The organism is bacterium, assembly GCA_014360495.1.
Lineage (GTDB): Bacteria > Armatimonadota > JACIXR01 > JACIXR01 > JACIXR01 > JACIXR01.
On the sequence record JACIXR010000007.1, the window covers coordinates 84,920 to 103,555 of the forward strand.

At 47.6% G+C, this 18,636-nt stretch carries 11 protein-coding genes and 2 tRNA genes; 2 read left to right on the forward strand and 11 right to left on the reverse strand.

Going from position 1 to position 18,636, the window contains the following annotated elements:
• Positions 1-4: 4 nt before the first annotated feature.
• From H5T88_07190 to H5T88_07230, 9 genes are all read right to left on the reverse strand, one after another.
• Positions 5-2,635 carry a valine--tRNA ligase gene (locus H5T88_07190; GenBank protein ID MBC7330128.1) on the reverse strand — a complete coding sequence of 877 codons (2,631 nt, stop codon included), beginning with the start codon at positions 2,633-2,635 and terminating at the stop codon, positions 5-7.
• The gene (lon, locus tag H5T88_07195; protein ID MBC7330129.1) at positions 2,632-5,043 is read right to left on the reverse strand and encodes an endopeptidase La; all 2,412 of its coding nucleotides are present in this window, start codon (positions 5,041-5,043) and stop codon (positions 2,632-2,634) included. The genes H5T88_07190 and lon overlap by 4 nt, the downstream gene beginning before the upstream one ends.
• A gap of 14 nt (positions 5,044-5,057) precedes the next feature.
• Complete coding sequence (gene clpX / locus H5T88_07200) at positions 5,058-6,284, reverse strand: ATP-dependent Clp protease ATP-binding subunit ClpX (protein ID MBC7330130.1); 1,227 nt, start codon at positions 6,282-6,284, stop codon at positions 5,058-5,060.
• Positions 6,281-6,892: an ATP-dependent Clp endopeptidase proteolytic subunit ClpP gene (gene clpP, locus H5T88_07205; GenBank protein MBC7330131.1), complete on the reverse strand. Its 612-nt coding sequence runs from the start codon at positions 6,890-6,892 to the stop codon at positions 6,281-6,283. Before clpP ends, clpX begins: the two co-directional genes overlap by 4 nt.
• Positions 6,889-8,187 (reverse strand): trigger factor, encoded by a 1,299-nt coding sequence (tig, locus tag H5T88_07210; GenBank protein ID MBC7330132.1) that lies wholly within the window; start codon positions 8,185-8,187, stop codon positions 6,889-6,891. Before tig ends, clpP begins: the two co-directional genes overlap by 4 nt.
• Before the next feature lie 28 nt (positions 8,188-8,215).
• Positions 8,216-8,291, reverse strand: a tRNA-Gly gene (locus tag H5T88_07215).
• A 2-nt stretch (positions 8,292-8,293) separates the two neighbouring features.
• Positions 8,294-8,381 (reverse strand) — tRNA-Leu (locus H5T88_07220).
• A 293-nt stretch (positions 8,382-8,674) separates the two neighbouring features.
• Positions 8,675-9,970, reverse strand: a complete 1,296-nt coding sequence (locus H5T88_07225) for an extracellular solute-binding protein (protein ID MBC7330133.1) — start codon at positions 9,968-9,970, stop codon at positions 8,675-8,677.
• Positions 9,967-10,548: a tetratricopeptide repeat protein gene (locus H5T88_07230; GenBank protein ID MBC7330134.1), complete on the reverse strand. Its 582-nt coding sequence runs from the start codon at positions 10,546-10,548 to the stop codon at positions 9,967-9,969. The genes H5T88_07225 and H5T88_07230 overlap by 4 nt, the downstream gene beginning before the upstream one ends.
• A gap of 535 nt (positions 10,549-11,083) precedes the next feature.
• On the opposite strand from H5T88_07230, the gene H5T88_07235 reads away from it, so the two are divergent.
• Positions 11,084-12,451 carry a methanol--corrinoid methyltransferase gene (locus H5T88_07235; protein MBC7330135.1) on the forward strand — a complete coding sequence of 456 codons (1,368 nt, stop codon included), beginning with the start codon at positions 11,084-11,086 and terminating at the stop codon, positions 12,449-12,451.
• 15 nt (positions 12,452-12,466) lie between these two features.
• Positions 12,467-14,212: an MtaA/CmuA family methyltransferase gene (locus H5T88_07240; GenBank protein MBC7330136.1), complete on the forward strand. Its 1,746-nt coding sequence runs from the start codon at positions 12,467-12,469 to the stop codon at positions 14,210-14,212.
• 28 nt (positions 14,213-14,240) lie between these two features.
• On the opposite strand, the gene H5T88_07245 is transcribed toward H5T88_07240, so the two are convergent.
• Positions 14,241-17,435 carry a hypothetical protein gene (locus H5T88_07245; protein MBC7330137.1) on the reverse strand — a complete coding sequence of 1,065 codons (3,195 nt, stop codon included), beginning with the start codon at positions 17,433-17,435 and terminating at the stop codon, positions 14,241-14,243.
• A gap of 48 nt (positions 17,436-17,483) precedes the next feature.
• Positions 17,484-18,530, reverse strand: a complete 1,047-nt coding sequence (locus tag H5T88_07250) for a zf-HC2 domain-containing protein (GenBank protein MBC7330138.1) — start codon at positions 18,528-18,530, stop codon at positions 17,484-17,486.
• Between the last annotated feature and the right edge of the window lie 106 nt (positions 18,531-18,636).

Genomic DNA, 18,636 nt, shown 5'->3' on the forward strand with positions numbered 1-18,636 from the left:
CACATTAATCCTCCGCTTCGCTAAGGAAGGAAAGCCGCTCCAAGAGGAGCTGCTTCCTCTCCAACAGTTCCTGCCTTATCGCCTCCTGCTTCTCTAAAATCGCCTGCGGCGCGCGGGAACGGAACAGCTCGTCTTGGAGCTTCTTCTCCACCTTCTCCAACTCCCTCTCCACTTCCTCCAATTCCTTTTTCGCCCTCTTAATTTCCTCCTCCACATTGGCTGTCTTCTTCACCTCAAGAAGCAAATCCACACTCCCCACCCTTGACCTCATATACTTCCCCTCCGAAGGTAAGCTCTCCAAAACGCTTATATCACTCAATGTGCAGAGGTTCTTTATTATCTCCTTCTCCTCCTCAGCGATATGCGGAGTCTCTGCCTCGTTGTAATAGAGGAGAAGTTGGGGCTTCGCGCGATGGACGAATCCCAACACTTTCCTCATATTCCTCGTTTCCTTAACCACCTCTTGGAAGAACTTGACCCTCTCCTCAATCTCCTCATCAAGTGGATATCTCTCCTCGTCAGGCCAATCAGCAAGGGATATGCTATCTCCTTGATGGGGTAGCTTCTGCCAAAGCTCCTCTGTGACAAAAGGCATAAAGGGATGGAGTAAACGAAGGGAGGTGTCCAGCACTTCTACAAGGATTGAGCGAACAACTTCATCTTCCATTCTTTGCTTTGATATCTCAATATACCAGTCACAGAAATCGTCCCAGAAGAAGTTGTAAATTGCGAGGGCGGCGGAATCGAAATTATAGCTCTCCAATCCCTTTGTCACTTCCCTAATAGTCTTGCGAAGCCTCGTCAGTATCCATTTATCAAATGTATCCTTAATCTCTAACTCTTCTATGGGCTTTACCTCTCCAGTTATGTTGAGGAGAACGAATCTCGTGGCGTTCCATATCTTGTTGCAGAATGTCCTCGCCATCTCTATTCTGTTGGTAGAGAAGCGGAGGTCCTGACCGGTTGAAGCCTGAACGGCGAGACCAAAGCGAACAGCATCAGCACCGTATTTATCAACGAGCTCAAGAGGGTCAATTCCCGTTCCCAATGATTTGCTCATCCTCTTCCCCTTCTCCGTGAGAACTGTGGGATGAACATAGACCTTCTCAAAGGGGATATCCCCCATAAACTCCAAACCCATGATTATCATCCTACCAACCCAGAGGAAAAGGATATCCCTCGCGGTAAAAAGAACATCCGTAGGATAATATTTAAGAAGGTCGTCCGTTTCCTCCGGCCAGCCCAAAGTAGCAAAAGGCCAAAGAGAAGAGGAAAACCAAGTATCCAAAACATCTTCCTCCTGCCTCACCCTCTTTCCGCATTTCGGACACTTCGTCATCTTCTCCACAGAGGCAAAATATTGGTTGCAGGAAACACACCTATATAATGGCAAGGGATGCCCCCACCATATCTGACGAGATATGCACCAGTCCTTTATATTTCTAAGCCATTCCAAAAGTATATTCTTAAACCTCTCAGGGATTATCCTTACCTCTTCCTCCTCCAAAACCTTAATCGCCGGCTTCACCAATTCGTCCATCTTCAGGAACCACTGCTCAGATAAATATGGCTCTATGACGCTTCCACATCTATAGCAATGCCCTATTACAGTAATATAGGGCTCGCTCTTCTCCAATAAAGCCACCTTCTCCAATTCCTTCACAATCCTCGCCCTGGCGGCGAACCTATCCATCCCCTCATATGCCTTGACCTTAACAATCCTTCCCCTCTTATCCATAATCACGAACTTCTTCAATATATCCTTCGGCTCAAAGCCGTGCCTCAAGGCAACCTCATAATCATCCATATCGTGGGCGGGAGTTATCTTAACCGCTCCAGTCCCGAATTCAGGGTCAACGAAGGGGTCAGCTATCAAGGGGATCTCCCTTCCCGTAAAGGGGAGGACGAACTTCCTACCAACCCATTCCTTGTATCTTTCATCATCGGGATGCACGGCAACCGCTACATCGCCCAGCATTGTTTCTGGACGAGTCGTGGCAACGGTTATGAAGAAAGAGCCATCATCCACAGGGTACTTTATGTAGTAAAGAGTTGTCTCTTCCTCCCTGTTCTCAACCTCGAGGTCGGAGAGGGAAGTTTGACAGCGGGGACACCAATTGACCATCCTTAACCCCTTATATATAAGCCCTTTCTCGTAAAGCCTAACGAATGCTGTTCTGACCGCCTTTGAATAATCCTCATCAAGAGTGAAGCGGAGCCTGCTCCAATCAAATGAATAGCCCATCCTCTTGAACTGCTTTATAATCGTGTCCCCATATTTTTCCTTCCACTCCCAAACCTTTTTCAAAAAGGCTTCCCTTCCTATATCAAATCTCGTCTTCTTCTCCTTAGCTAACTCCCTCTCAACCACATATTGAGTGGCAATGCCGGCGTGGTCGGTGCCGGGGAGGCAGAGAGCCGAATAGCCTCTCATCCTTTTATACCTAATAACGATATCCTGAAGGGTGTAATTGAGGGCATGACCCATATGGAGGGAGCCGGTTATGTTTGGTGGGGGAATCGTTATGCTGAACTTCTTCCCTTCGCCGGAGGGACGGAATAAATCCTTCTCCTCCCAATACTTATACCATTTCTCCTCTATGGATAAGGGGTCATAGCGAGTGGAAATGCTCACTCTTCATCACCCCTACTTGCCAAGGCGGGTGCTTTATCCCTCGCCAAGGCGATTTCTAATACCTCGTCCATATGCTCAACGAATTTGAAATCCAATTCCTCAAGCACCTTCGGGCTGACCTCGGCAAGGTCCTTTTGATTCTCCTTGGGCAAGATAACCGTCTTTATCCCCGCTCTATGAGCGGCAAGAACTTTCTCCTTCACACCTCCAATTGGCAAGACTTTCCCTCGGAGGGTGATTTCTCCCGTCATAGCGACATCCTTCCGAACGGGGATTCCGCTGAGGGCTGATGCAAGAGCACAGGCAATCGTTATTCCTGCGGATGGACCATCCTTGGGAATAGAACCTTCGGGAACATGGATATGAATATCGGTCTTCTCCTGAAATCTCTCATCTATCCCCAGCTGTTTTGCCCTTGAGCGAATGTATGAAAGAGCAGCCCTTGCTGACTCCTTCATAACCTCACCTAACCTACCCGTTAGAATAAGCTCTCCCTTTCCCTTGAGGACGGCAACCTCAACTGAGGTAGTATCCCCTCCCACAGGAGTCCAAACCAAAGCCGTCGCCACTCCAACCTCGTCCTCCTTCTCAGCCACTCCATATCGGAAGCGAGGGGCACCAAGATATTCGGGTATTGCCTCCGCATCTACAATCGTCTTTTCCTCCTTCCCCTCCGCCACCTTTACCGCCACCTTCCTGCAAATATTCGCAATCTCCCTCTCAAGATTCCTCACTCCCGCCTCTCTCGTATACTCCCTTATGATTCTCATAAGGGCATCATCGGTTATCTCCAACATATCCTCCTTCAAACCGTGCTCATTCCTCTGCTTGGGAAGAAGGAAATATTTAGCGATGTTTAGCTTCTCCTCCTCAGTATAGCCGGGAAACTCTATCACTTCCATCCTATCCTGAAGGGCAGGTGGGACGGTATCCAACACATTTCCCGTGCAGATAAACATAACCTCCGAGAGGTCAAAGGGAACCTCAAGATAATGGTCGGAGAAGGCGTAATTTTGCTCGGGGTCGAGCGCCTCAAGGAGGGCTGAGGAAGGGTCGCCGCGAAAATCTATTCCTATTTTATCAATCTCGTCAAGCATAAAGACGGGATTTTTCGTCCCAGCTGTCCTTATCCCCTGGATTATCCTTCCCGGCAGGGCACCCACATAGGTCCTCCTATGCCCCCTTATCTCGGCTTCATCCCTCACTCCACCGAGCGATATCCTGACGAACTTCCGTCCCATTGCCCTTGCTATTGAACGCCCTATGGAGGTCTTTCCCACACCGGGCGGACCTATGAAGGCGAGAATGGGTCCTTTCGTTTTATCCCTCAACTTCCGCACGGCGAGGAACTCCAAAACCCTTTCCTTCACCTTCTTCAATCCATAATGGTCCTCGTCCAAAACCTTCCTCGCATATTCTATATCCAAGTTATCCTCCGTGCGTTTATTCCAGGGAAGCTCAACAAGCCAATCCAACCATGTCCTAATGACCGCAGCCTCGGGAGCGATGCTCGGCATCTTGGACAATCTCTCCAACTCCTTCATCGCCTTCTCCTTCACTTCCTCCGGCATCCCCGCCGCCTCTATCCTCTTCTTATATTCTTCATACTCCGATACCCCCTCCTCCTTCATCCCCAATTCCTCCTGCAGAGCCTTGAGCCGCTCCCTCAAAATAAATTCCCTCTGCGATTCCCCTATCTCTTTCTCCACCTTGCTCTTTATCTTACCCTCTATCTCCTGCACTACCAGCTCCTTCCTCAGAATGGTTGCGAGCTTCTCTAAACGCTCCCTCACGGAAAGAGTGGCAAGAAGCGCTTGCTTATCCTCTAAGCTTATGGAATAAGGCGGTCCAAGATAATAGGCAATCAAATCCGCTACCCTTGATGGGTCTGTTATCGTCTTTATCTCGCCGACCAACTCGGGTGGAATCGTCTCAGCCACAGGTGAGATATTCCTGCTCATCCTCCAAAGCTGTTCAAAGAGGGAAATCACAAGCCTCCTGTTCGCCTCAAGCTCCTCCGGCGAATCCTCAACTATATCATTAAGCTCCTGAATCCTAACTAAAAAATAGGGGTCGGTTTGCAAGAACTCCTCTATCTTTACCCTCTTAACTCCACCAATAAGCGCCCTCACAGTATTGTTGGGAAGGGGCAACATCCTCACTATCTCACCCACAACCCCTATATCATAGAGGTCCTCTGGACCGGGGTCGTCCTCATCGGGGTCCTTTTGCGCCACCAAAACAATGAGCTTGTCCTTTTGAACCGCTTCCTCAATTGCTTTATATGAGCGCGGACGCCCAATCTCAAGGGGAGCTAAAATGTTGGGAAATATCACCGTCCCCCTCCTCAGAGGGATGAGGGGAAGTTCAGAAGGAATTTTCCTTTCTTGCTCTTTTTCCTCTGGCATATTAGATTCACTCCTTACGATACCGCAGTTTCGCCTTCAAATTCAATAAGGGGAGGATTCAAACCCCTTACCACATCTTTATTGATGATACAGCGTCTCGCTCCCTTCATAGAGGGAAGCTTGAACATAACATCAAGCATAATCTCCTCCAAAATGCCCCTCAACGCCCTCGCGCCCGTTCCTCTCCTTATCGCCTCCCTCGCAATCTCATCAATTGCCTCCTCCTCAACTATAAGCTCAACCCCTTCCATCTGAAAGAGAACCTGATATTGCTTCAAGAGGGCGTTTTTAGGCTCTGTGAGAATCCTCTTCAGCTCTTCAATTCCCAAGGGGTCAAGCACAGCGACGACTGGCAATCGCCCTATGAGCTCGGGAATGAGCCCAAACTTATGTAAATCCTCGGGGAGGACCTTATGCATAATATCCCCATGCTCCTCTTCCTCCTCAACCGCTCTAAAACCTATAGCGGAGCTCTTTGTCCTCTGCTCTATTATCTTGTCCAATCCCTCAAAGGTCCCACCGCAGATGAACAAAATATTTGTGGTATCAAGAGGAATGAACTCCTGATAGGGGTGTTTTCTTCCGCCTTGAGGAGGGACATTCGCTATCGTTCCCTCCAATATCTTGAGAAGCGCCTGCTGAACTCCCTCACCGGATACATCCCTCGTTATAGAGGGATTCTCCGATTTCCTCGCTATCTTATCAATTTCATCTATATACACAATCCCCCTCTTTGCCGCTTCAAGGTCCCAGTCAGCAGCTTGAATAAGACGAAGAAGGATGTTCTCCACATCCTCGCCCACATAACCTGCCTCAGTTAAAGTAGTGGCATCGGCGATGGCAAAGGGAACATCAAGGCGCCTCGCAAGTGTTTGGGCAAGGAGCGTCTTGCCTACCCCTGTGGGACCTATAAGCAAAATATTGCTCTTCTGAAGCTCGACATCGTCCCTATTAGAAGAGGATATCCTTTTATAGTGATTATAAACCGCGACCGACAAAATCTTCTTCGCTCTATCTTGTCCCACGACATACTGATTGAGGAAATCGTAAATTTCCTGGGGCTTGGGAAGCTTTCCGCTATAGCTAGTCCTTTGCGGTCTGAAGCCATGCTCCTTCAAGAGCTCGCTCGCTATCTCAACGCAATCGGGGCAAATAGCTCCTTTCTCCCCTATGATTAAACGACCTACCTGGCTCTCCGTTCTTCCGCAGAATGAACATCTTCTTTCCTCAAGCCGGCTCATTTCGCCACCTGAAGCTCCTTCGTCTTGTCCCGAGGATAGATTATGTTATCAATTAGCCCGTATTCCTTCGCTTCAAGAGCTGACATATAATAGTCCCTCTCCGTATCCCTCTCTATCTTCTCAATCGGCTGACCGGTGTGATGAGCGAGAATCTCGTGGATTATCCTCTTTAGCCTCATTATCTCCTCAGCCTGTATTTTTATATCCGTAGCTTGCCCGAAAATTTGCCCCCAGGGTTGATGGATGAGTATGCGGGAATAGGGAAGGGCAAATCTCTTGCCCTTAGCTCCTCCGGCAAGCAGGACAGCAGCTATGGAAGCAGCCTGTCCAATGCATATCGTTGAGACATCCGGCTTGATGAACTGCATAGTATCGTAAATCGCCAATCCGCTTGTTACCTCCCCGCCAGGGGAATTGATATAGAGGTCTATATCCTTCTCCTTGTCCTCCCTTTCCAAATAGAGAAGCTGAGCAATGACGAGATTAGCTACCTCACTGTTAATCGGCGTCCCGATGAAGATAATCCTATCCTCTAAAAGGCGAGAGAAGATATCGTAAGCTCTCTCTCCGCGCGCGGACTGCTTTATTACAATGGGCACAAGGCTCATTTCTCTTCCTCCTTTTTAATTTTAACCGATTTCTTGAGAAATTCAAGAATCTTCCTCAAATAGATACCACCGACCACCTCATCCATCCTTCCCGTCTCCTCCAGAAGGCGCCGCATACTCTCCTGCGGCACCTGATTCGCCTCCGCAAGCTCCTCAACTCTCTTATTTATGTCCTCTTCGCTGACAGAAATCCCTTCCCTCCTACCAATTTCCTGCAGGATGAGCCTCCTCACAAGTATATCCCTTGCATCTCTTTCCAGCTCCATCTGCAATCTCTCCAAAGTCATATTATTCTCCGAGAGATAGGTATCCAAATCATATCCCCGCCTCTCCAAGCTCTCCATTAAGCGAGCGAACCTTTCACTCACCTCCTCCTGCAACATCGGCTCGGGAAATTCAACTTGAGAAAGCTCTACGAGGCGGGTAAAGATTTCCCTTTCCAGCTGCTCCTCTGCGAGCTTCCTCGCTTCTTCCTCCAATTCCTTCCTTATGTTCTCCCTCAATTCATCCAAAGTATTGAACTCGCTCGCCTTGCGAGCGAACTCATCATCCAATTTGGGAAGAACCAGCTTGCTTATCCCCTCCACCCTCACCCTGAGCACGGCACTTTTTCCCGCCAGCTCGGGATTATTGAAATCGGGAGGATACTGCACTTCAATTTCCTTCTCCTCTCCCACCTTCATCCCCTCAAGATGGACATCAATGGGAGGAATGAGGTTTTCATCTCCAACTATTATTCTATCCTTCTTCTCCTCCCTGTAGGGTTGTCCATCAACATAAACTTGGATAGCAACATCCACCACATCTCCTCTTTTCACTTGCTTTCTTTTCAGAGGTTGCGTCTCCGCAAAGCGATGGCGAAGGACATCCAATTTATTCTCAATATCCTTTTCCTCTACCTTTATTGGCTTATATTCCACCTCAATGGTATCGTAGGGAGGGAGGTTTACGGTGGGTTGGGTATAAACTTTAGCGTTGATGAGGACATCTTCTCCCTCATCAAACTTCTCAATCTCTATCTCGGGATTGGTATAGGGATGGATATCCTTTTCCTCTATAACCTGCTTATAGACCTCTTCAGCCAATATCCGACCGGCTTCCTCCTTGAGGTAAGTCTCCCCGATGTATCGGCGGACCAAGGTCAGGGGGGCTTTGCCCCTTCTGAAGCCAGGGACCTGCACTCTTTTTCTAAAATATTCAAGCGCCTTACTGATTGCCTCCTCCGCTTTTTCCTTTTCAACCTTGATATTGAGAGAGATATAGCAGGGGGCTAACTTCTCAAGGGATACATCCATAATTGGCTTTTCCTCCTTCTAAAAAATTTGGAGCGGGCGACGGGACTCGAACCCGCGACCTTCGGCTTGGAAGGCCGATGCTCTACCATGTGAGCTACGCCCGCTCTGGTGGGCGAGGGGAGAGTTGAACTCCCACAGGTGTTGAACCCATCGGATCCTAAGTCCGACGCGTCTACCAGTTCCGCCACTCGCCCCTATTTTATATTATAGTATCATATAATATCAAGAGACAAGCTAATCAACAAGATGTATGATTCCATAACATTTGAGACTCCTTAGGAAATCCTCCCGCACACCCACTTGATAACCTCTATCCACAAATTTCTTTGTCCTTTAATTTGTTCTTCCCGAAACACCGAAAGCTTCCTTTGTCGATTCTACTCCTACTCATATCTACCAAGTTAACTTCTTAATATCCAAAATCGCCTACCATCCATTCTTTTTATATATTCCTTTATTTTTCGCAATTAATCGGCTTTTTTACAACTTACATCGTGGGGATATTTCCCGGAACGGGTTGGGACTGCTGAGGACCTTGTGGCTGGGCTTGCGGATATTGTGGCTGAGTTTGAGGACCTTGCGGCTGGGCTGGTTGTGTTTGCTCTGGTTGAACCTGCTGAGGCAGGGCTTTCAACGCCTCCTGCGCTCTCTTTATCGCTTCCTCTGGGGATATTATCCCTTGAATTGCGGAGGAAATGAATCTCGCCACAACTTGGTTCTCGCTAGGATATTGACGAAATGAGGGACAGGGATTGGCAAAAGAAAGAGCCAAAGCCTCTATATCCTTGTTGTTCATCTTCTGAAGATATGACACTAACTTGATGAACGCCTTCCCCTCCTTCACCATAGGGGAACTCGCTAACAAAGCTATACCCTTTACCCTGCCAAGCGAAACAGCAGGCTTTTTCTCTAAATCGTAGGTATCTTGGGAGGGAGGAATCAAGGCGACCTCCACTCCCGCGGGAAGCTCATCTCCCCATACAACAGCGAAAGCACATCCACCTCCCTTAACCGCCTGCTTGGCTTCATCCTCTCCCGCTTCATAGGATAATGGGTCTATTAAATCCTCCTTAGCGAGAGTAGAAAGGGCTATGAGCGCTCGCCTTGAGACATCGCTGAAGTTAGGCTTATCCTGGAAATAGGAGCTTCCTCCATAAATTGCGGAGAAGAGCTCAAAATCCTCCAAGAGATTATCGCCCCTCATAGGGAGGAATAAGGGATAACGCACTCCCCTCGCCTTGAGCAAACGCATCATTTTCGCCCACTCCTCAAAGGTTGCAGGAGCCCTGGGAGGCACACCTTTTTCTAAAAGGAGGGATGTATTTATCAGGAGGACTTTCCCCTTCCCTCCCAAGGGGAGGGCATAGATGTTTCCGTCCTGGGAGAATGCGGAGGCAAGGGATGAGGCTGAGCTGGGCAAAATGTCCCCAATTGGCTGAAGCTTTCCCTGCTGAGCCATAGCGGTTATCTCGCCCGCCGTTCCCACATAGAGGTCGCAGTCGCTTTGCATGGAAACGAACTGGACATCTATCCCCAATGCATCTCTTAAAATGTTCGCCGCATCGCTCAAAACCCCATAATCCGCGAGGTCCTCGGGGAGAACAGCTATCCGCAAACCAGTGGGCGTAGGAGGGGAAGTGGGTGGAGAAGAAGGGAAAAACTCACTTGGAGCTTTCGTCTCGGGAGTCTGGGGCGGAGATACAGTGAACTTCTCCACGCATCCCATCAAATCCAAGAGCAAAATAAAGATGAAGAGGAAGAGAAACACTCTCATAATCTTCATTTTTCTTTCACCTCTTTCTTGAATCTTTCCAATAGATTTAATGTTATTGCGTCGTCAGGGTATTTCTTCACCGCCTTCTCCAAAACCTCAACAGCTTCTTTTATCTTCCCCTGATTGTAGAGGGAATGGGCAAACATTCGCCAGACATAGGGAGGAGGTGAATAATCGGTGCAGGCTTTTCTGTAATATTCCTCCGCTTTTTTGTAATCCTTTCTCCTGAGATAGAAAAGCCCGATGTCGCTATAGGATTCCCAGGAGGGCGCCTTCTTCACCGCTTCCTCAAGCCATTTCCTCGCCTCCTCTTCCCTTCCCATACTATCGGCAAGCCAAGCGGATGTCAAATAAGCATCAACGAAGGAGGGGTCTAAAGTGATGATTAGCCTGTTTATTTTTATGCAGTAATCATATTCTCCCTCATGCCAGCAGTCGTCGCATCTTGCCCAGAGATAATCAACGAACTTATCTCTCATAGAGAGGAGAGGCTGTTTCATTTCCTTTGATTGGAAAAGGGAGAAGAGGAGAAGCCAAAAGGCACCTCCTCCAGCAAGGCAAAAGAGTTTTATATTTCCTTTCTTCATTTTCCTCTCCTTCCTTTCAATTATTAGAAATATTTTAAATGAAAAATAAATAAAAATAAATAGTTTACTTGGTTTTGTTGCAAAATTGATATAGCCCCATAGGTACTGCTCTAATCGCCCCAAACTCGCTCAGCACATTTACAAATTTTCCGAACAATATTTATCAACAAAAACCTTTGACCTCTGTCCGAAATGCTTTAATAAAAGGTGTGCCCGCCCCCTGGGGGCGGGCACACTTGAAAGGAAAGGAGGTGAAAAAGATGAGGAAGAGGCTTCACGCTTCATTTTTATTAGACTATTAAGAGGGAAAAATGTTACACCCAAATAAAATGAAAGTTTTCGTTTCTTAATGTTTATTTGGGAATCTCTTTAACTCACCCCAGAATTTATTAAAGCAATTATAATCACCATAAGCGTATATTCAACCAACCTTCCTCTTTTCTCAATATTTACATCAATACCTAAGAATAAATTTTTTGACGACGGATAGATTTCCTACTAAAATAATTCAAAAATTTAGGAGGTTGATTTGGATATGAGTAGTATGGTTTATGAAAATTGGCAGGAGATGCTCTTCGGCATCTCAAAAAAGCCGATAAAGTGTGGCTTAGGCTTGGAGATTGGTTCAGGGGAGGTTATCCCCGAGATTAAGCCGCATCCTCGCCCCGGAATGGAAGCCAGCCTTGATTCACTGCTTGAAGAATACAAACGCATTACAAATGATATAATGGAGAGGGCAATAAAGCTTGGATTTCCCTCCATAATGTTGGAAATAGAACATGTTGCCCAACTCACCCTTAACCCGGCTTGGGGTGAAGAGGTCGTAAAGATTTGTAAGGATATCCTCCATAAATTTCATCAAAGATACGGGATAAAATGCGCTCTACGAGCCACGATAGCTGATGTGAGGAGGAGTGAGCATAATTTGAGGAAGAGCAAGGAGACAGACCTATTATTTGAATCTTTTGAAAGATGTGCCCGAGCGGGAGCAGATGTCCTCTCTATTGAATCAATAGGGGGCAAAGAGGTCTTCAATTACGCTCTCACTCGTCAGGATTTGCCAGGCATTCTCTTCGCCATAGCTGTATTGGGAAGCAGGGATATGGAATTTCTTTGGGATAGAATCGTTGAGATAGCGGAGCAATACGAATCCATCCCGGGTGGAGATACGGATTGTGCCCACGCTAACACCGCGATGATGCTTGCTGGCGGGATGGTAGGGGGAGACTTCCCGCATACCGTTGCCGCTCTAATTAGAGCAATGGCGGGAGCCCGCTCTTTGGTTGCGGTGGAAAGGGGAGCTAAAGGACCTCTTAAGGATTGTGGATACGAAAACCCCATAATAAAGGCAATCACTGGTGTCCCAATATCCATGGAAGGGAAAACAGCTGCTTGCGCTCATATGGATTTAATGGGAAATCTCGCCGCCTCGGTATGCGACTTGTGGTCTAATGAGGCTGTTGAGTATAGAGATATGTTTGGTGGCACAACGATTGCCGTCTTCACGGAGATACTTGGCTACGATGCTTCTCTGTTCAACACAGCCCTCGCTACAGGCTACGCTGAGTGCTTAAGAGATTTGCTGGTTGCTTCTGATAAATATCGTGACCCTCAAGCATTGGTCATCTCACCAGATGTAGCCTGGGAAATCGGAAAAGTAGTAGCCGATACCCAAGGATATTACTTAAGGGCGAAAAGGGCTGTTCTTAAGGCTGGCGAAATAATTAAAAGAGAGTTAAAGGAAGGGAATTTACAAATTCCCCAACGGGAATTAGACGCCTTAGATTCCGCTCTCCTGCAACTTTCTTCCCTTCCTGACGATGAGGAGAAATTCACTCACGATATGAAGGGCAAATACGAAACACTTGTTGAGGATTTCCTTCCATCTTCCTATGACATCTAAAAGGAGGTAATGCAAATGTCTATCTTTAAAAATGTTTTAGCTTCGCTTTTGAGGGAAAGAAAAAGCTTTTACCCCTGCCTCTCCGCTAATCCAACGCCTACATTTGAGCAAATGAAGGCAGTTAATAGCTTCTTCCCCGCTGCTCATAAAGACCCCGAGAAGATGTCCCATTTAGCGATTGCAGGTCATAAATTAATCGGATTTGACGCAGTAAGAATCCCCTTCTGCCAAACTATTGAAGCGGAGGCGCTTGGTTGTGAGGTTTTCCTTGGTAGCGACAACATACCAACTGTCATATCCCATCCTTATCGCATAGGGGATAAGTTTATCCTTCCCGACGATATCTTAAAAAGGGGAAGAATACCCGTCCTCTTGGAAGCAATTAAAATTATCAAAGACGAAGTTAAGGAAGTGCCCCTCATAGTTGGACTTGTTGGCCCTTTCACAATAACCGGCTATCTGTTTGGGATGACCCAACTTCTTATGCAGATGGCTATTTCACCCGAGGAGATTCTTCCTTACATGGAGATGGCCCTACAGGTGAATGAAATTCTTGTTAAAGCTGTTGAGGAGGCGGGTGCTGACATAATCTGTGTTGAGGATATGACCGCCTCCACTGATATGATTAGTCCAGATATGTATAAAGATTTTATTCTTCCCTATCACGAAAAACTTTTTTCCTTTATATCTCTCCCCTCAATTCTCCACATTTGCGGGAATGTTACCCCTATAATCGGATATATGGCTGAAACTGGTGCTGACGCCTTAAGCATTGATGATAAAACAGACTTGAGGAGGGCAAGAGATATTACTAAAATGAAAGTTACTTTGCTGGGTAATCTTAATCCTTCCACTACCCTTCTTCATGGGGACGAGAAAAAAGTTAGGGAAGCAACAAGAAAAGCCATCCGGGATGGAATCGACATAGTTGCTCCTGGCTGCGCCCTCCCCCTTGGTACCCCCTCTTCTAACCTGCGTGCGATGGTTGAGGAAACGCATAAGGCAAGCCTACCAAAGACCTTCACAGGAATATCTGCTCCCATCTATCCCTTCAGACTCTACGGAATTGAAGAGAAAAAGGGAAAAGAAATAACCCCCGAAGTGGAAACTCCCTTTCCCCGTATAAGGGAAGCAGTGCTTAAAGGTAATAAAGAAGAATGCAGGAAGGCGACCGAGGAAGCCCTTTCAATAGCCAATCCCGAAGAAGTAATAGAGAAGGGATTGGTTAAGGCAATGGATGAGGTAGGGAAATTATGGGAAGAAGGCTACTTCTTCCTTCCCCAAGTTATGCTCTCCGCTGATGCTCTAATGGAGGGGTTAGAACTATGCGAGAGGAAAATGGGGGCAAGGTTGAAGAAAAAGGGGAAAGTGGTGCTTTTTGTGGCTAAAGGCGATATTCATACCATTGGCAAGAACATAGTGAAAGCACTCCTTTCTGCTTCTGGGTTTGAAGTAATAGATTTAGGAGTGGATATTGATGATGAGGAGGTTATAAGGGCAGTGAAGAAGCATAAACCGGTTCTTTTGGGGGGTTCGGCACTTATGACCACGACTATGTCTGCATTTCCCCGCATCGCCAAAAGACTTCTGGAGGAGGGTATAGAAATCCCCTTTGCCTGTGGAGGAGGAGCAGTTAATGAGGAATTTTGTGATACATTCCCCCTGGGCATATATGGAGGTGAAGCGAGAAGGGCTCCGCTGATTGCTGAGGCAGCGTTAGAGGGTAAGAATTGGAGAGAAATCAAAGAAATGTTTCGTTAAATTCAAAGAATGAAAAAGTTGCAACTAATTAGAAGGAGCGGGTGAGGTCGAGCCTGAGACCGACATTGTTCTTCCCCTTGAAGTTATCGGTGTAGTAGCCGGACAAGCTGAGGGAGTTCTCAGGATTTATGTTGCGAGAATAGGAGAACCTGTAGGTTATTCCACCAACCTTGTCTCCCGCAATTGAGGAGTAGTCAAGGCTAACAGAGGTATCAAGCGTCTCATAAGCGGAAAGCTTGCCGGAGATGGCAAAAAGGCTCTTGTAAACTCCCTTATTTTCCCTCTCTATGAAGTTGTATTCGTGGCATCCCTTGAAGGAAAGCTTATCGTTGAGAGGGAATGCAATCTCCCAATTGAGCTTTCTGGTAAGCTTCTTATTTGGGTCGGGAACATTATCAAGAAGCGCAATCTTCAAGTTGAACTTCGGGGAAGGAGTGTATTGAAGTGCATACTGCTTGTTCATCTTTCCATTCATATAATTGCTATCCAGAATGTATTCACCAGAAAGGACTGGAGAGCCCTGATATTTCAAGACGACCCTCTTGGTATTGAGGACATTTCCCTTTTGGTCCTCGGGATTTCTCAACAAAGAAAGGGTGAAGGTCTTCCCATCAAAGGGATAGACGATATCCAATCCCCTCGTCGTCTTGTCGTTCTGCCCGCTCCTATCCTTGAAGGTGAAGCTGAGCTTATAGGGGGCACCTTGAGGTTGATAATTAGCCTGAAGCAGGCGGTAAGAGTTGGATTTATCTCCGAGGGACTGGATTCCATATGCGAGATTGCCAGTTAAACCTGGGATGAAAGTCCTCGTTAAGGAGAATTCCTGCTTCTTTCCGTCCTTCCCGTTTTGCGTCATCTTGATGTTCTCCGCTTTAAACTGGGATTGGGAATCAAGTTTTTGAACAAGAGCTATCCTCCTGAAGCTGTGCTCCGCGCTTTCCTTAAAGGAAAAGCTCAAGGTTCCCGCTTTTCCTTTAAGCAAAGGAGAGTTGATATCAATGCTTCCTTCGTCAATTCTCTTGCCATCCTCCAGATTTTTACGAGAAAAGTTAAGGGCGTAGGAGAAGTTTTTCTTCAAAGACTGGTTAAAGTTTATAACGGTCAAATCGGACTGAAATTCCTTATCCCCTTCCTTCCTGTATCCCTGCATCCTCTGGAGTTTGAGGTGAGCATTGGCGAAGGCTTTCTCAACTATCAGGTTATAGATGTCGTTGGAACGATTAACATCGCTAACCTGCTTGGTGGAATCCAAAGTGAGATAGGCTTTCAGATTATTCTTGCCGGTGAATGCCAAGTTATGGACGCTATGGGTTGTGGATTTGCCCCACATCCCGTCGCTCCTCGTGATATCCAAGCTCTCTATCTTGGTGATGGAGGTGGAGAAGGCAAGATTCTTTGAGAGAGGCAATGCAAGGAAGAAGTCCTTCTTCTCCGCGGACCTCTCCTGGGCAAGGCGTCCCTTGTCAGCCTCTGCTAAATCCGCAAATCTCGTGAACGATGGGTCTATGGTTTGAGTTGCGAAGCGGAAAATAGGCTGGTCCTTCACTTTCAGCTCTATGCTCTTCCCGTCAATTGAACCTTGAGAGTCCCCTATCTTGCGAGAGGATAGAGAAAGGGTCAAGCCCGGCAGGAGGTTATCAAGCTTGAAATTACCGCTCAAGAGGGATTTCTTTATTCCCCATTCATTGGCAAATCTCTTCTTTTCCGGGTCGGTCAAATCTCCGAAACGCCTGAACCCCTCGCTGAACTCACTCTTATAGAACGAGATTTGCCACTTATCGCTCTTCAATTGTAGGCTGTTGCCCTTCCAACCTTCTTTCCCATCCAATAAGCTAGCGATGCTAAAGGAAGTCTGCAATTTAGGCGAGAAGTTGAACGAACCCTCAATGGTCTTCCTCGCCAACCCCTTTTCCTTTGCGAGCTGACCAGCGTCGGGCTCAGTTAAATTGCCAAAGCGAGCGAAATCCCGTCCAACTTCCTGCTTGCTGATTGAAAGGGAGAAATTCTTCCCCTTCAAGTCCAATTTCCCCCTCTCAATTCCATCCTTCTCATCTTTTATCCTCGTCTGGGAAAGGTTGAGGGTAATATTGGGGAGAAGATTCTTGGAAAGTTCCAGTGAATTCCTGCTTATCCCAATCTCCTTCGCCCATATTTTCGCTTCCGGCTCGTTCAAATCCTTCCCCCTCACGAAATCGGAGGTTATGCTTTGCTGGGTTAGACGGAGGAACTCGTTGTTATTGCCCTTTAGCTCTATCTGCCTCAATTTTCCCTCCCCTTTACCGTCGGTGGCGGATTTGTAAACAGTGGAAAGGGAAAGCGAATCGGAGAGCTTTATCTGCCCAGAGATTATCTGCTTGGTGATTCCCTTCTCCCTTGCCACTCCTTGGTTGCCCTTCGTTTGGGGGTCAACGGTTTGGCGAGTGAAGGAAAGGGAAAAAGCGGAGCTTTGGTAGCCAACTCCAAACTTCTTCGTGCCCGCCTCCTGCTTGAGGAAGGCAACATCCTTGCCGTTTAGATTATCGGGAATTCCCTGAGCGAGGAAATCCTTGTCTATCTCCTGATAGAAGAGGGTCAGCTTCCCCTTCCCCAAGGAGTAATCCAACCAGTTGGCGAAAGCCTTGCCTTTCTGGGAGGGAGCAGGGGCAGCGTTATCCCTTGTCATACCAGCAAGATAGTTATTCGTTGGTGATGTTCTGCTGAAGAAGAGGAGTCCCCTCCAAGTCGCATTGGAGCTCAACTTTGAGGTCAAGTCACTGCCGACAATCCAAGTCTCCATCTTATCCTGACCCGCTACAGCGGGGCGGAAGAAAGTAAATAGGCTGAGGGTAGATGAACCGCCGTTGAACGCAAGCTGGAGAGGCAGTCCGCTTGGAGATTGATTCTGCTTATTCGGGTCATAGTGATAAGAGACGATGAGGGTTCCCGATTTTATGTCCCCAGGGAGGAGAATCGTTCCATTAGCGTAATCAATGATATAATCTACATCCCGCTTGAGGAAGCGCCCATTTGCGATTACCTTCTCGCTTCCCTCCACTATCCCCCTATGGGAGAGATAGAATACGCCACCCTTTACCACCTTCAGGGTGTCTGTGTAGAAAAGGGCTCCCTGTACGGCTGGCGCCTCATTCTGAAACCTCAAGGCTCCATTGGGCGCCGGCAATTCAAGGGAAAAAGCAAGGGAAGCTATCAAGCTAATTAAACTCAAAAATAGGAAACGCTTCATAGTTTCTCTCACCTCCTTGGGGACCACCATCGGGGTTCAACTCCCAAATTAGAACTCAATCCTCGCTACCCCGATGACAATGCTTTTGTCCAAACGCTCACCTATCTTGGAGGGTAGAGAAGGTTTCTGGAAGGAGCTCGTTGCTTCCTTGAGAAGCTCGGAAACGGAGGTTTGGGGCTTAACCGCTACCTTTATCCCTTCAGCTGGAGAGGTTTCCTTAGCGGGTTGGGGTTGCTCTGCGACCTTTACCTCTTTCTGATTTGTCTCCACCTGTGCGGGTTTTTCGCTCGGCTGAGTTGAAGAAGTCTGGCTAACGGTTGGCTGGGAAACTTCCTCTTGTGGAACCTGAGGAACTACAACGGTTGCCTCTTGGGGAGCTTGGGAAATAGCTGGTGGAATCACAGCCTTCTCCCGCCTTGTGGTTTCCTTTACCTTCTCTTTAGGAACCACCCTAGCCAACCTCTTAGCAGTAGCAGCAGGCTTGACCTCCCTTTTTACGGGTTCACGAGAGGACAGGATTCTTTGAGCGACTGCAGGAGTGGTGGGCGAGGTCGTGGGGTGATGGATGGGGAGAGCGAAGAAAACGAGGGAAGCGGCAGCAGCAAGAGTGGTGAAGCCAATCGCAATGCGACGCAAGAAGATGGGTCTCCTCTCTATTGCGGCGTATATCCTCTGCCTGAGATAGCGAGGAGCTTCCACCTCGGGAAGGGAATGGAGAAGCTCTTGCAGCTTCTTTTCTCCTTCCAGCTCTTCCTTGCAATCCCCGCACATAGCGATATGCTCCTCAACCTTCTCTTTCTCGGCTTCGGAGATATCGCCATCCGCATAGAGGGTCAGCAAGGGGCGAACGACCTCGCATTCCTGCTCCTTCGCAACCCTTGCCATAATCCTCTCTCTGAGGGAGATGGGAGGCTGAACCTCCTCAACCTGGCGGGCGAAGCTCTTTACACTCTCCAGCTCCCTCAACTCGCTCCTGCACCTCTCACACTCTTGGAGGTGCCACTCAACACTTTCCCTTTCCGCTTTGGAGAGTTCTCCGTCCAAGTAGGCGGAAAGGATGGGAGAGATTTGCTCGCAGCTGATTCTTCTTGCCATTTTGCATAACCTCCTTTCATTTACATATGACTATAAATTCGTTATTTCGTTACAGAATCACCCCAATAAGGAGGCTCAATAGATCATCTTTTAAATTGAAATATCG